Origin of the sequence: Aeromicrobium duanguangcaii, assembly GCF_024508295.1 — a bacterium.
GTDB lineage: Bacteria > Actinomycetota > Actinomycetes > Propionibacteriales > Nocardioidaceae > Aeromicrobium > Aeromicrobium duanguangcaii.
Genome location: NZ_CP101990.1, coordinates 2,502,951 through 2,516,407, shown reverse-complemented (window position 1 = coordinate 2,516,407; position 13,457 = coordinate 2,502,951). Strand labels below are relative to the sequence as shown.

At 69.0% G+C, this 13,457-nt stretch carries 15 protein-coding genes; 10 read left to right on the top strand and 5 right to left on the bottom strand.

The features are described from left to right. Positions 1-32: 32 nt before the first annotated feature. Positions 33-734 (top strand): alpha/beta fold hydrolase, encoded by a 702-nt coding sequence (locus tag NP095_RS12460; RefSeq protein ID WP_232419509.1) that lies wholly within the window; start codon positions 33-35, stop codon positions 732-734. Between the two features lies 1 nt (position 735). On the opposite strand, the gene NP095_RS12455 is transcribed toward NP095_RS12460, so the two are convergent. Next, positions 736-1,362, bottom strand: a complete 627-nt coding sequence (locus NP095_RS12455; RefSeq protein WP_232419511.1) for a pyridoxamine 5'-phosphate oxidase family protein — start codon at positions 1,360-1,362, stop codon at positions 736-738. 90 nt (positions 1,363-1,452) lie between these two features. Here NP095_RS12455 and NP095_RS12450 point away from each other — a divergent pair, with 90 nt between their 5' ends. The 6 genes from NP095_RS12450 (at position 1,453) to NP095_RS12425 (ending at position 6,475) form a co-directional block, all read left to right on the top strand. After that, positions 1,453-2,616, top strand: a complete 1,164-nt coding sequence (locus tag NP095_RS12450; RefSeq protein WP_404801096.1) for an acyl-CoA dehydrogenase family protein — start codon at positions 1,453-1,455, stop codon at positions 2,614-2,616. Positions 2,617-2,985: 369 nt separating this feature from the next. Next, positions 2,986-3,735 carry a phosphatase PAP2 family protein gene (locus NP095_RS12445; protein WP_232419515.1) on the top strand — a complete coding sequence of 250 codons (750 nt, stop codon included), beginning with the start codon at positions 2,986-2,988 and terminating at the stop codon, positions 3,733-3,735. 119 nt (positions 3,736-3,854) lie between these two features. After that, on the top strand, positions 3,855-4,760 hold the full coding sequence (locus NP095_RS12440; RefSeq protein WP_232419516.1) for a hypothetical protein: 906 nt from the start codon (positions 3,855-3,857) through the stop codon (positions 4,758-4,760). Positions 4,761-4,771: 11 nt separating this feature from the next. Then, positions 4,772-4,927, top strand: coding sequence for a hypothetical protein (locus NP095_RS12435; RefSeq protein WP_249379169.1), 156 nt, complete (start codon positions 4,772-4,774; stop codon positions 4,925-4,927). A gap of 70 nt (positions 4,928-4,997) precedes the next feature. Then, positions 4,998-5,177, top strand: a complete 180-nt coding sequence (locus NP095_RS12430; protein ID WP_256766093.1) for a hypothetical protein — start codon at positions 4,998-5,000, stop codon at positions 5,175-5,177. A gap of 107 nt (positions 5,178-5,284) precedes the next feature. Next, entirely contained in the window at positions 5,285-6,475 is a 1,191-nt protein-coding gene (locus tag NP095_RS12425) for an alpha/beta fold hydrolase (protein ID WP_232418584.1), read from the top strand. 6 nt (positions 6,476-6,481) lie between these two features. On the opposite strand, the gene NP095_RS12420 is transcribed toward NP095_RS12425, so the two are convergent. Beyond that, positions 6,482-7,573: an LCP family protein gene (locus NP095_RS12420; protein ID WP_232418585.1), complete on the bottom strand. Its 1,092-nt coding sequence runs from the start codon at positions 7,571-7,573 to the stop codon at positions 6,482-6,484. 130 nt (positions 7,574-7,703) lie between these two features. On the opposite strand from NP095_RS12420, the gene NP095_RS12415 reads away from it, so the two are divergent. Continuing rightward, positions 7,704-9,146, top strand: coding sequence for an LCP family protein (locus NP095_RS12415; RefSeq protein WP_232418586.1), 1,443 nt, complete (start codon positions 7,704-7,706; stop codon positions 9,144-9,146). A 75-nt stretch (positions 9,147-9,221) separates the two neighbouring features. Continuing rightward, a complete protein-coding gene (locus tag NP095_RS12410) occupies positions 9,222-10,664 on the top strand; it encodes an LCP family protein (RefSeq protein ID WP_232418587.1) in 1,443 nt (480 codons plus the stop codon). A gap of 29 nt (positions 10,665-10,693) precedes the next feature. On the opposite strand, the gene NP095_RS12405 is transcribed toward NP095_RS12410, so the two are convergent. From NP095_RS12405 to NP095_RS12395, 3 genes are all read right to left on the bottom strand, one after another. Beyond that, positions 10,694-11,470 (bottom strand): ABC transporter ATP-binding protein, encoded by a 777-nt coding sequence (locus NP095_RS12405; protein WP_232418588.1) that lies wholly within the window; start codon positions 11,468-11,470, stop codon positions 10,694-10,696. Then, positions 11,454-12,317, bottom strand: a complete 864-nt coding sequence (locus tag NP095_RS12400; RefSeq protein ID WP_232418589.1) for an ABC transporter permease — start codon at positions 12,315-12,317, stop codon at positions 11,454-11,456. Before NP095_RS12400 ends, NP095_RS12405 begins: the two co-directional genes overlap by 17 nt. Positions 12,318-12,404: 87 nt before the next feature. After that, positions 12,405-13,073 carry a TIGR03089 family protein gene (locus tag NP095_RS12395; RefSeq protein ID WP_232418590.1) on the bottom strand — a complete coding sequence of 223 codons (669 nt, stop codon included), beginning with the start codon at positions 13,071-13,073 and terminating at the stop codon, positions 12,405-12,407. Positions 13,074-13,175: 102 nt separating this feature from the next. Between NP095_RS12395 and NP095_RS12390 the strand changes: the two genes are divergently transcribed. Beyond that, positions 13,176-13,427: a WhiB family transcriptional regulator gene (locus NP095_RS12390; RefSeq protein ID WP_146828372.1), complete on the top strand. Its 252-nt coding sequence runs from the start codon at positions 13,176-13,178 to the stop codon at positions 13,425-13,427. The last annotated feature ends 30 nt before the right edge of the window (positions 13,428-13,457 follow it).

The following is a 13,457-nucleotide window of genomic DNA, read 5'->3' as shown; positions in this document are numbered from 1 at the left end:
CTTCTGTCGTCCGGGCGGCCTACGGTGCCGGTATGGACATCGTTCTGGTTCCGGGGTTCTGGCTCGACGCCTCCTCGTGGGATGCCGTCACGCCGCAGCTCGTCGAGGCGGGTCACCGCACCCATCCGCTCACGCTCCCCGGACTCGAGTCCCGGGACGCCTCCCGCGCCGGCATCGGTCTGGCCGACCACATCGACTTCGTCACCGAGCAGGTCGACGGGCTCGACGGCGACGTCGTGCTCGTGGGGCACTCCGGGGGCGGCGCCGTGATCCACGGCGTGGCCGATCGGCGCCCCGACCGGATCGCCCGCAACGTCTACGTGGACTCGGGCCCGCCGGTCGAGGGGGAGGCCATCAACGACCAGCTCCCGGCCGACGGTGACGAGATCCCGCTGCCGCCGTGGGAGATCTTCGGCGAGGCCACTCTGGCCGACCTGGACGGCGCGCTGCGGGCCGACTTCGCGGCGCGGGCGATCCCCCAGCCGAGGGCGGTCGCGACCGACGGGATCCGGCTCTCCGACGAGCGGCGCTACGACGTTCCCGCCACCGTGATCAGCTGCGAGTTCCCCTCGCAGGTGCTGCGGGACGCGATCGAGGCCGGCGAGCCCTGGGTGGGTGAGCTGGCCCGGATCCGCGACCTGGAGTTCGTCGACCTGCCCACCGGGCACTGGCCGCAGTTCAGCAAGCCGACCGAGCTCGGCGCGGTGCTCGTCGAGGCGCTGCGCGACCGCTGACTCAGTAGAGGTTCGCGCTGTACTGCGCGCCGTAGTACGCCTCGAGCTCCTCGACGGAGTCGTCAGGGCGCTCCATGTCGTGCGCGATCTCGGCCCGCGACGGCAGCGCGTCGGGCCGCCACGTCCTGGGGTCCCACAGTTGCGAGCGCAGGAACGCCTTGGCGCAGTGGAAGAAGACCTGCTCGACCTCGACCTCGCAGACCAGGACCGGCCGCCGGCCCTTCACGACGAGGGCATCGACATATCCCGGTCCGCCGTCGTCGGTGCGCAGCAGGCGCGCCCGTCCGTTGACCCGCAGGGTGTCGCCGCGACCGGGGATGAGGAAGACGAGTCCCACGTGCGGGTTCGTCAGGATGTTCGCGTAGCCGTCGGCGCGCCGGTTGCCGGGCCGCTCGGCCAGGGCGAGTCGGCGGTCGTCGATGACGTGGACCAGTGAGCCGGCGGGGTCACCCTTGGGCGAGACGTCGCAGCTGCCGTCCGCACCCGAGGTGCCGAGCAGGCAGAGCGGGGAGTGCCGCAGCCACTCGACGTGATGCGTCGTCAGCCGGTCGCGGTCCTTGTCGAGCGCGCGCTGCAGGGGCTGGCCCAGAATCGCGCGCAGTTCCGCCTCGTCCTGGATCTGCGTCATACCCGACGGTAACCCGACCCGTGGGGAGAGAGCCCTGTCACACGGGCGTAGAATCCGGTGGTTCCACATTTTTCGATCCGGGAGTTGAGCGTGTCCGATTTCTTCGCGTTGTCCGAGGAGCACCAGGCGATCCGCGAGGCGGTGCGCGCCGTGGCCGAGGCGAAGATCGCTCCGTACGCCGCGGACGTCGACGAGCAGCCGCGCTTCCCGAGTGAGGCCAACGCGGCCCTCATCGCCGCCGACTTCCACGCTCCGCACGTCCCCGAGCAGTACGGCGGCGCGGGCGCCGACGCGCTGGCGACCGTGCTGGTCATCGAGGAGGTCGCCCGTGTGTGCGTCTCGAGCTCGCTGATCCCCGCGGTCAACAAGCTCGGCTCCCTGCCGGTCCAGATCGGCGGCAACGAGGAGATCAAGACCAAGTACCTGGGCAAGCTCGCCCGCGGCGAGGGTGGCTTCAGCTACTGCCTGTCCGAGCCCGAGGCCGGCTCCGACGCCGCCAACCAGAAGACGACTGCCAAGCGCGACGGCGACGACTGGGTCATCAACGGCACCAAGCGCTGGATCACCAACGCCGGCGAGTCCGAGTACTACACGGTCCTGACCCAGACCGATCCCGCGCTGCGCACGAAGGGCATCACGGCGTTCGTCGTCGAGAAGTCCGACGAGGGCGTCTCCTTCGGCGCGCCGGAGAAGAAGCTCGGCATCAAGGGCTCGCCCACCCGCGAGGTCTACTTCGACAACGTGCGCATCCCCGGCGACCGCATCATCGGTGAGGTCGGCGAGGGCTTCTCGATCGCCATGAAGACGCTCGACCACACCCGCGTGACGATCGCGGCGCAGGCGGTGGGCGTCGCCCAGGGCGCGCTCGACTACGCGCTGGGCTACATCCAGGAGCGCAAGCAGTTCGGCAAGCCCGTCTCGGACTTCCAGGGCCTGCAGTTCATGGTCGCCGACATGGGCATGAAGATCGAGGCCGCCCGCCAGCTGACGTACGCGGCCGCGGGCCGTTCGGAGCGTGGCGACAAGGACCTCACGTTCTTCGGCGCGGCGGCCAAGGCCTTCGCGTCCGACACGGCCATGCAGGTCACGACCGATGCCGTCCAGCTGCTCGGCGGCTACGGCTTCACCCGTGACTACCCGGTCGAGCGCATGATGCGCGACGCGAAGATCACGCAGATCTACGAGGGCACGAACCAGGTCCAGCGCATCGTCATGGCACGCCAGCTGCTCGCCGGCATCCAGTCGACCCTCTGACCCACCTGTCGCCGGTCAGCCGCGCGGCTGCCCCACCCCAAGGGGCACCCGAGCGGCGCCGGCGACGTTCCGTAGGCGTGCTGCAGCCAGTTCGCGTCGTGGGCCCGCCAGTAGGTCCAGGCGTGGGCGCCGGTGCCGGTGCAGTACCTCGGCGCGAGGCCGTCGGACCCGAACCGGGTGAACCCCATCGGTGTACCAGCCCGCGCGACCGCCCTCGGGCATCACGACGACGCCCTCGCGGGGCGAGGCGTCCACGATGGCGCCGATCTGTCCGGACCCGGGGTCGCTCCCGGCTCGGGGGGTGAGAGGCGAGGGCTGTCGAGCCGCTCGGACTTCCCAGACCCGGGTGCCCGGGTGACAATGGCGAACATGACCATCTCGCGTGGCTCCGCGGTGGTCTCTCGGGTGCGCGACGTGTGCTGGCCGTTCACCTTCGAGCTGGGATTGATCGCTCTGGTCTACCTGCTCTATCGCACGGGTCGACTCGTGACGATTAACGCCGAGCAGGCCGCCCACGCCAATGCGAAGGCGGTGCACGCCGTCGAGCGTGTGCTGCTGCTCCCGGACGAGGCCATGGTCCAGGGGCTCGTGACGTCGGTGAATCTGCTCCAGGCCGCCAACGTCTACTACGTGGCGGTGCACTTCCCCGTGACCGTGGCCTTCCTGCTGTGGGGGTTCTTCTTCCGCCCACGCATCGAGTACCGCTGGGCGCGGAACCTGATCATCTCGATGACCGCGGTCGCCGTCTGCCTGCACATCGCCTTCCCGCTGGCGCCCCCGCGGATGTTCCCCCAGTGGGGCTTCGTCGACACGATGGGCGTGTACGGCCCGGACGCCTATGACGGCGCGAGCGGCGCGGTCGCCAACCAGTTCGCGGCCATGCCCAGCCTGCACGTCGGCTGGGCCCTGCTCATCGCGCTGGTGGTGACCCGGACGGCCGGGGGGTGGATCGGACGACTGGCGATCCTGCACGCCGCCGTGACGCTTGTCGTCGTGACCGTGACGGCCAACCACTGGTACCTCGACGGCATCGTCGCGGCCGGGCTCCTCTGGCTGGCTCTCCTGGTGTTCCCGCTCCCGGGCGTGACGCGCGTGCCGTGGCTGCAGCGCGCGACCTGAGTCCCCAGTCCGGCTCCCCTCTCCCTGTGCATGAGCGCTTGACGTCGTCGCGCCGTGCCCAATATCTTGTGCGTCAGTGAAACGCCCAATGCGTTTTGCCTGACTGAATCGGGGGATTCATGCACATCGCCACCCGCACCGTCGCCGTCCTGGCGGCGACGGTCGCGCTCACCGCAACAACCCTGCCCGCCACCCACGCCGACGAGCCGGCCGTGACGGTCCGCGATCGACTGGGGCAGATCGCCCAGGTCGACGAGGCCGTCCCGATCTCGAAGTCACCGACCACGGCCGTCAGGGACGGTCGCGTCACCCTCGGCACGGCGGCCTCGTCGGCGATCGCCGTGGACCTGCCGGTGACGCGGACGAAGACGAAGAAGTCCGACGGCCGCTACATCCTGCCTGGTCGTGATGACGCCACGGTCGCCGTCGCGCCGACGGCCACGGGCACCCAGATCCTGGTCGGCATCGAGTCGGCCGAGGCACCTACGTCCTATCGGTTCGGGCTGGGAGCCACGCCGGGCGTGCGCCCCGAGCTGACTCCGGACGGCGGGGTGGACCTGATCGACGGCGACGGCATCCTCACGGCCCAGGTCGAGGCGCCGTGGGCGGTCGACGCCGAGGGACGCCGCGTGCCGACCCGGTACGAGGTACGTGAGGACGCGATCATCCAGGTCGTCGACCACCGGGCCGGCGAGTTCGACTACCCGATCGTGGCCGACCCGAAGCTGAAGTTCTGCGACCTCAAGACTGCCGTCTGTGTGAAGTTCAGCAAGAAGGAAACCAGGAAGATCCGCGACGCGATGTTCGCGTCGCTGGGTGCGGGCGTCAACACGCTCTGCAAGGCGATCCCGCGCGCGGGTGCGGCCGGGCTCCTGGTCAAGGCGGTCTGCGCAGCCGCGGTGACCGCCTACTTCTACGGGCTGCGCGGCGTGTTCAAGAAGGCGAAGAAGCAGGGCAAGTGTGTTGAACTGAAGTTCCGCGTCGTCGCGGCGGCCGTCGTAACAGGGAAGGTCGTCAAGTGCTGAAACAAGACGCGGTGAATCTGGCCATCGTGGTCGTGGCCCTGCTCGGAGCCACCGTTCTGATGACGGATCGAGCCCCCGAGGACTGGCGGTTCGCGGGCTACTTCCTCGTCGCCTACCTGCTGATCATGATGGTGCAGTGGGTGTGGAGAACTCGTCGCCACGAGTGAGTCTGCATCGAGGATGGTCCCCAGCTGCTGCGTGCGTCCACTCGAAAGGCATCCGATGAAGACTCCGACCGTGCTGAGCAGAACAGGGATCCTGGCGCACCTGGTGGTAGCCGCGGCGTTGGTTGCCTTCGTGCTGATCTTCACCGACCGTGGCGGGTTCGCCTGGTTGCTCGCGGTGAGTGTCTTCGCCGGTGGAATCGTCGGCGACCTGGCGGGTGGGGTGTTCCGGGCTCGCCAGTCGGGACGGTGATTTCGGGGAACCTCGCAGGTCCCCCCGCGGCGGGTCGGTGCCGCCTCCCCGGCACCGACCCGCCGAGGGCGCGTCCGGGCCGGGCGCGCACCCGTACGATGACGGGCGTGATCCGACGACTGGCCGCTCTCGCCTTGAGCGCCGTGATGCTCCTGTCCGCGGCCGCCTGCACCCAGGACGAGGAGTCCCCGAAGCGGACGGCCGCCCCCGTCGGTACTGCGTTCTACCGTCCGCCGTCCGACCTCAGCGACTACAGCCACGGTGACCTCATCTGGTCGCGGAAGGCGGACAGTGGCCTGGGGCTGGCCAACGCTGACGTGAGCCTCGTGCTCTACGCCCAGCAGGGCGTCGCCGGCAAGACGGTCGCCACCTCGGGCTTCGTCGCGACTCCTCAGGGAGAGGCGCCCCAGGGCGGCTGGCCCGTCGTCACCTGGGCCCACGGCACGACCGGCATGGCCGACCAGTGCGCGCCGACGCGCGGTCAGATCTCGGCGATCCCCGGCGCCAACTCGACGGTCACGCGCCTGCAGCGCTGGATCGACTCGGGCCACGTCGTCGTCGGCACCGACTACGAGGGCCTCGGGACCCCGGGGGACCACCCGTACCTCATCGGCTCGTCCCAGGGCCGGGCCGTGCTGGACATCGTCCGCGCCGCCCGCCAGCTCGACGCCGCCATCAGCAAGCGCGTCCTGGTCTCCGGGCACTCCCAAGGCGGCCACGCGGCTCTCTGGGCCAGCTCCATGGCGCCGCACTACGCCCGTGAGCTCGAGATCGTCGGCACCGTCGCGTTCGCGCCACCGTCGCACATGTCGCTGGCCGCCCAGGCCGCCCTCTCCGGCGAGGTCAACGTCCCCGCGGCGTTCGTCGCGATGATCCTGCGTGGCCTCGAGGTGGCCTACCCGGACCAGATCCCGGTCGACCGGCTCCTGAACGCCAAGGGTCGCAAGCTCTACCCGCAGGTCAGCGAGCTGTGCCTGCTCGAGCTGTTCGGCACGAGCGAGTTCGGACTGTCGCCGATGTCGAAGTTCGCCGCGAAGAATGCCGACCCCGACCTCGTGCGCGGCCAGCTCGACGCCAACGATCCGAGCTTCCCGACGATCCGTGGCCCGATCCTGATCGCCCAGGGCACCGCCGACGACATCGTGCCGCTCGTCCTGACGGACTCCCTGGCCAAGGCGTACCGCGGCCGGAACCTCGACCTGACCTACACGAAGTACCGCGGCGCCGGCCACAGCGACGTGCTGGACCGGTCGGTCAAGCAGGTCGAGGCCTTCACCGCCGACGCGTTCGCCGGCTGAGCGGGCTCAGTCGCGCATCCCGTCCTCGGTGCACAGGGTGCCGAGCTCGTCGGTCGTGCCGTTCTTGAGGTGACCGAAGTACTTCAGCGCGCGCTCGCGATCCCACTCGACCGACAGGTTGGCGATGGGGACCGTGCAACTGCGTCCGTCGCCGCCGACCGCCCGTGCCAGCTTCCACGCGAAGCGACCGAACGAGAACATCGAGACGTCGTCGCCCACGGCGAGCGACTCGGCCGCCGTCGTGGCCACGCGCGAGTAGGTGAACGGGTTGAGCACGGTGCTGGGCGAGAGCGCTGCCTTGCCGATCGCGCCGATGACCTCGCGCTGATGCTGGCCGCGGGCGATGTCGCCGGTGCCGAACGCCTTGCGCGAGCGGGAGTACCCGAGCGCCGTCTTGCCGTCGACCTCCTGGCAGCCCTTCTTGATGTTGAGCCGGGCGTCCTTGTCCTTGATGTCCTGGTCGGGGCAGATCTCGATCCCGCCGAGCGCGTCGACCACGTCCCGCAGGCCGACGAAGCCGATCTCGGTGTACCCGTCGATGCGCAGGCCCGTGGCACCCTCCATGGTCTCGACCAGCAGGGGAGGCCCGCCGTAGGCGTAGGCGGCGTTGACCTTCGTGCGCCCGTGGCCGGGAATGTTGACCAGGGAGTCGCGGGGGATCGAGGTCAGGACGGAGGGGCCGCCACCACCGTAGGTCAACAGCAGGATCGTGTCGGTGCGCCCGCGCGAGCGATCCTTCGGACGCTTGTCGGTGCCCACGATGAGCCACGTCGTGGCCTTGTCCTGCGGGCGCTCACTGTCAGGGGTGGCGTCGACCTTGGTGATCTTGGACCAGGCGACGATCGGCACGATCAGCAGGAAGGCCAACCAGAGCACGAGGATGAGCCACAGCAGGCGCCACCGGCCGCGCGGCTTGCGCGCCTCGGGGTCCTTGCGGTCCTTGGAGCGCTTCGGCCGCGAACCCTTCGATCCGGGCGGGGGCAGGTTCGGCGGCGGGACGGCCGAGCCCGACGCGGCCGGCCGGGGACGGTGACGACCGGATTCGTCCTCGTACAACCAGTCGTATCCGTCGCCGTCGCTGGGACCTGAGGGGGACATGGGGTGAACGTACCGCGTGCCCCCAGCGGACGATTCCCACGGCCGACCATCGGCGCGTCATCCCGGCGATCCGCGAGGCGCGCTCGATACTGAGAAAACCTACGGACCCTTCCCCACCGTGAGGACAGCAATGCTTCATGACCGCACGAGCTCGTTGGGCGGCGCCTACGTCGACCCGACCAGCGCCACCGCCCGGATCCAGTTCCGGCGTGCACTCACTCTCGCCGCGATGACCTTCGTGCTGCCCGGATCCGCTCAGCTGGTCCAGGGCAACAAGCGCGTCGGTCGCATCGCGATCCGGATCTGGCTGGCGCTGCTGGCCCTCGCCGCGGTCTTCGTCCTGATCTCCCTGATGGACCGGCAGTTCCTCTTCGGCCTCGCCACCAATGCCAGCCTGCTGACCCTGGGGCGCTGGCTCCTCGTCGCCCTGGCCCTCGGCTGGATCGCCCTCATCGTCGACGCGTGGCGGCTCGGTCGCCCGCGCGAGCTGGCGCGTCCGCACCTGGCCATCTCGACCGTCCTGCACGGCGCGCTCGTCGCCGGCACGGCAGCCGTCCTGTTCTTCGCCTCGCACACGATGAGCGTCATGAACGGGTTCACCGACACGGTCTTCGCCTCCAACACGGTGTCCAAGCCGCACGACGGCCGCTACAACGTGCTCCTCATGGGCACCGACTCGGGCAACGACCGCGTCGGCATGCGCCCCGACTCGATCAACGTCGCCAGCATCGACGCCGACACCGGCAAGGCCGTCATCATCGGCCTGCCCCGCAACCTCGAGAACGTGCCTTTCCCGAAGGGCTCGGTCATGCGCCAGCAGTTCCCGAACGGGTTCGACTGCGACGGCTGCTACCTCAACGCGGTCAACACGTGGGCCAACGACCACGCCGACCTGTTCACGACGAAGGAGCCCGGCATCGACGCCACGATGGGCGCCGTCGAGCAGATCACCGGACTGAAGCTGAACTACTACGCGCTGGTGAACATGAAGGGCTTCTCCAAGCTCATCGACGCCGTCGGCGGCGTCAGGATCCACGTGCGCGAGCGCACCGCCATCGGCGGCATCGGCTCGCCGATCCGCGGGTACATCGAGGCCGGCGACCAGAAGCTGTCGGGCGACAAGGCCCTCTGGTACGCCCGGTCCCGCGTCGAGAACGACGACTGGTCGCGGATGGGCCGCCAGAAGTGCGTCATGAACGCGATGGTGCGCCAGCTCAATCCGCAGAAGGTCATCATGAACATGCAGGACATCGCCACCTCCAGCTCGGCGATGCTGCACACGAGCATTCCGCGCCAGGACCTGAACGTCTTCATGGACCTGGCGCTCAAGACCAAGTCCCAGCCGATCGCCTCGGTGTCGCTGGTGCCCCCGGTCATCTACACGGGCAACCCCGACTACGACAAGGTCCGACGCCTCGTGTCGGACGCCGTCGGCTCCTCGAAGCGCAACCCCGAACTGCAGAAGGCGGCCCTGGTCACCGCGAAGCTGCCGACGATCGAGGCCCAGGCCGAGGCGAAGAAGAAGGACCCGCGCAAGGCCAACCGCAGTGCCAACCTCGACGAGTCCTGCTGACCCGCCCCGACGTCTCGGTCGCAGGAGTGACCGGGGTTTAATGGAGCCTCAATCGCAGTCGAGGGGAGTCGTGCCGTGAGCGCTCTCGGGGCACGGCCCACGCGGGTCGCCCAGAAGGGTGGACTGGGTCGCGCCCTGGTCCTGATCCTGGGAACGGTCGTCTGGCCCGGCATCGCTCAGTTCCTCGCGGGCGCGCGGCGCCTCGGCGCAGCCGCCATGGTGGCGTGGGTCGCCGTGCTCCTCGCGGCCGCCGTGACGTGGTTCCGCTTCCGACCCGACCGCATGCAGGTCATCGACTGGCTGACCGACCCCGCCGTCCTGCAGGTCGCACGCATCACCGGACTGGTCGTGTCGGTGCTGTGGATGTTGTTGTTCATCGACGCCTGGCGCCTGGCGCTCGTCCGAAGCCTCGGCTGGTGGCGGCTCGGCGTCATCTCGGTCGTGAACATCACCATCGTCGCGCTCGCGACGTCGACCACCTTCCTGGGCTGGAACACGGTCACGGCGTCCAAGGACGTCGTCGAGCAGGTCTTCAGCGAGACCGAGGTGAAGTCTCCGCTCAAGGGCCGGTACAACATCCTGCTGATCGGCGCGGACTCCGGCTCCGACCGGTTCGGTCTGCGACCCGACGCCCTCAACGTGGTCAGCATCGACGCCACGACCGGCGTGCCCGTCATGGTGTCGCTGCCGCGCAACCTGCAGAACGTCCCGTTCCCCGAGGACTCGCCGATGCGCACGGTCTACCCGTACGGGTACAACTGCGGCACGGAGTGCCTGCTCAACGCGGTGCACACGGCGGCGGCGAACCGCACCGACCTGTACCCCGGCAGCAAGGACCCGGGCCTGGACGCCACCATCGACGCCGTCGAGGGCGTCACGGGGCTCAGGATCAACTACCACGTCCTGGTGAACATGAAGGGCTTCTCGAGCCTCGTCGACGCCGTCGGCGGCGTCGAGATGGAGGTCAAGGAGCCGATCGCCAAGTTCGGCAAGGACGACGCCTGGAAGCAGGTCTACATCCAGCCGGGGAAGCGCAAGCTCAACGGCAACGACGCCCTCTGGTACGGCCGCAGCCGCGTGCAGTCCGACGACTACACGCGCATGGGCCGCCAGAAGTGCCTCATGCAGGCGATGCTCCAGCAGCTCAGCCCCGAGCAGGTCGTGCTCAACGCCGGCCAGATCGCCAAGAGCTCGGCCCAGATGCTCAGCACGAACATCCCCGCTTCCGAGCTGGGCGCCTTCGGCGACCTGGCGCTCAAGGCGAAGGATCGCAAGATCGCGACGCTGTCGGTCGTGCCGCCGGAGTACTCGACGGTGACGCCGAACTTCGAGCAGATCCGCGCCGACGTCGCGAAGCTGGTCGCCAAGAGCGAGCGTCAGCAGAAGAAGAAGCCGAAGCAGCCGTCCACGTCCGCGCCCACGACGGCCGCACCGACCACGCAGCCCACCGCGACGACCGAGCCCACCGAGTCGCCCACGGCCGCGAACAACACCGACGACCTCGCCGCCAGCTGCTGAGCAGCGGCGGGGGTCAGCGGGTCAATGGGTCAGCGGGTCTCTTCGTAGGCGGCGATGACCTCGGCGGGGTCGCCGTCCATGATCAGCTCGCCCTTCTCGATCCAGATCACGCGGTTGCAGGTGTCGCGGATCGACTGCATCGAGTGGCTCACGAGGAACACCGTGCCGGCGTTGTCGCGGATCTCGCGGATGCGCTGCTCACTGCGCTTGCGGAACTTGCGGTCGCCCACGGCGAGCGCCTCGTCGACGATGAGGATCTCGTGGTTGCGGATCGTCGCGATCGCGAACTTCAGACGCGCCGTCATGCCGGACGAGTACGTCCGCATCGGCAGGTCGATGAAGGGACGGATGCCGGCGAAGTCGACGATCTCGTCGTAGCGCTCCTCGATCTCGGCCTTGGAGAAGCCGAGGGCGAGGCCGCCCAGGATGACGTTGCGCTGGCCCGACAGGGGCTTGATGAGGGCCGCGCCGACGCCGAGCATGCTGGGACGGCTGCTGGCGTAGATGGCGCCGCGGCTGGCGGGCGTCAGGCCCGTGATGGCGCGCATCAGGGTCGACTTGCCCGAGCCGTTGGACCCGATGACGCCGATGCTGTCGTTCTCGTACGCGGTGAAGGTGATGCCCTTCAGGGCGTGCACGGACCGGGTGCGCTTGCCGCGCCGCAGCACGCCGCCGCGGTCGGCCTCGGTGGCGCGCTTGCCCGTGGCGTAGACCTTGTACTCGACGTGCAGGTCCTGCACGACCACGACCGGACGGCGTCCGTCCGGAGTGAGCCGGGACTCGGTGGGCTCAGTCGACACGGCCATAACGCTCCTCGGCAGCCCAGAAGAAGATGGTTCCGACGATGACCAGCGCGATCGACCAGACCGCGATGATCGGCCAGAACTGCATCCGCACGTCGTACAGCGGATCGGAGTCCAGCAGCAGTTCGCGCGACAGGCTCAGGAAGGCGTACATCGGCTGGTACTGGACCGCCTCGAGCAACGCCGTGGAGCCCTCGAACCGGATGTCGAAGCTGAAGAAGATGCCGGTCGTGTAGAAGAAGAACCGCGTGATGAACGGCAGCAGGTTCGCCAGGTCGGGCAGGTGCACGGTGAGGCGCGCGGTGATGAACGCGACGCCCAGGCAGAACAGGAAGTACAGGGCGAGCAGCGGCACCATCAACAGCCAGCTGAGCGTCGGCCGGTGGCCCAGGATCAGCAGGAAGACGAACAGCAGCAGGACCGTCGGCAGCAGCTGCAGGAACTTCTGCACCACGACCGAGATCGGCAGGGACATGCGTGGGAACGCCAGGCTCTGCACGAGAGCCTGGTTGGACGTGATCGACTTCGAGCCGCTGCCCATGCACGCCGAGAAGAACTCGAACATGAACACGCCGATGATCAGGAACGGCACGAAGTCCGGGACGTTCTTGGTGCTGGCCATGAGGATGCCGAACACGATGCCGAAGACGGCCGCGTTCAGGATGGGCTTGAGGACGATCCAGAGCATGCCGAGGCGTTGGCGCTGGTTCTCGGCCTCGATCCGGAACTTGGCCAGGGAGACGATGAAGTCCTTGCGCTGCGCGACTCCCCGCAGATATTCCAGCAGCGGGGGTCGGCCGCCCACCCGGGTCAGGCCGTAGGCCTGCGGGTCGTCGACCGTTGGGGTCATGCGTGGTTCCTGTCGTGAGCTGTCGCGGGCACCCAGACACAGCCGAGATGCCCCGTCGAGTCTAGGGCACCACTCATCGCGATCACCTCAACGTCCCCGCCCGTCGAGGGTGGCGCGTTCCTGCGCGGCGATGCGCTCCAGGTCCTCGGGCCTGGCGCCCGCGACGATGACGAGCGAGCCCCCGCCCGCCAGTGCCGCCGCGAGGTCGGCCGCATCGGCCGCCAGTGGCTGCGGCTCGCGCACGACACGCTCGGTCAGGCGCGGACCCGCGAGCAGCTCTGCGTGCGTCAGGGAGCGGCCGTCGAGGTCGATCGCGACGTCGTCCGGCGTCGGCGGATCGAGGTCGATGAAGACGTCCGGGCTGGCCGGCACGTGGATCGCGGTGTCGAGGAAGCCGGCCGGCTCCTGGGCGAATCGACCGCCCAGCGGTCGCAGCGACGCGGCCAGGCGGACAGGCTCGTCGGCCTCGAGCTCAGGGCCGGACAGGCCGATGTCGGCCGCGTGGTCGGTGACGATCGCGCCGACCCGCCACGCGCCGAGCAGCCAGACCGCGCGCAGCCAGTGGCTGGGCAGCCCGATGCGCACGCGCGTGCCGCGCTCGGCGTCGAGCTCGTCCACCAGCAGGTTCGCGACCTTGGCCACCCAGTTCGCCAGGGTCACGCCGCTGAGCTCGACCCGCTCGCCGGTGGAGACGTCGTAGTAGGTCACCACGGGGGCGGGGGAGGGGGTCAGAACGGTCGCGAGAGTCGTTGTCACCGGGTCGACGCTAGCGTTCGACCGAAGCGCGACACGCCGAGGATTCCCTGACATTTGCTATTCGGCTTGACGTTTGGCAGGAGGACGTCTGTAATTACAGACATGTCATTAGTCGGTTGGATCGAGGGCGACGACCCCGAGCTCATGTGGCAGGAGCGCGCGCTGTGCGCTCAAACCGACCCCGAGTCGTTCTTCCCTGAGAAGGGCGGCTCCACGCGTGAAGCCAAGCGTGTGTGCCTGAGTTGCGACGTCAAGGGTGAGTGCCTCGAGTACGCCCTCGCCCATGACGAGCGCTTCGGCATCTGGGGTGGACTGTCCGAGCGCGAGCGTCGCAAGCTCAAGAAGCGCGCCTGATCCCACGTTTCGTTGACCTCCGGCGGTTCG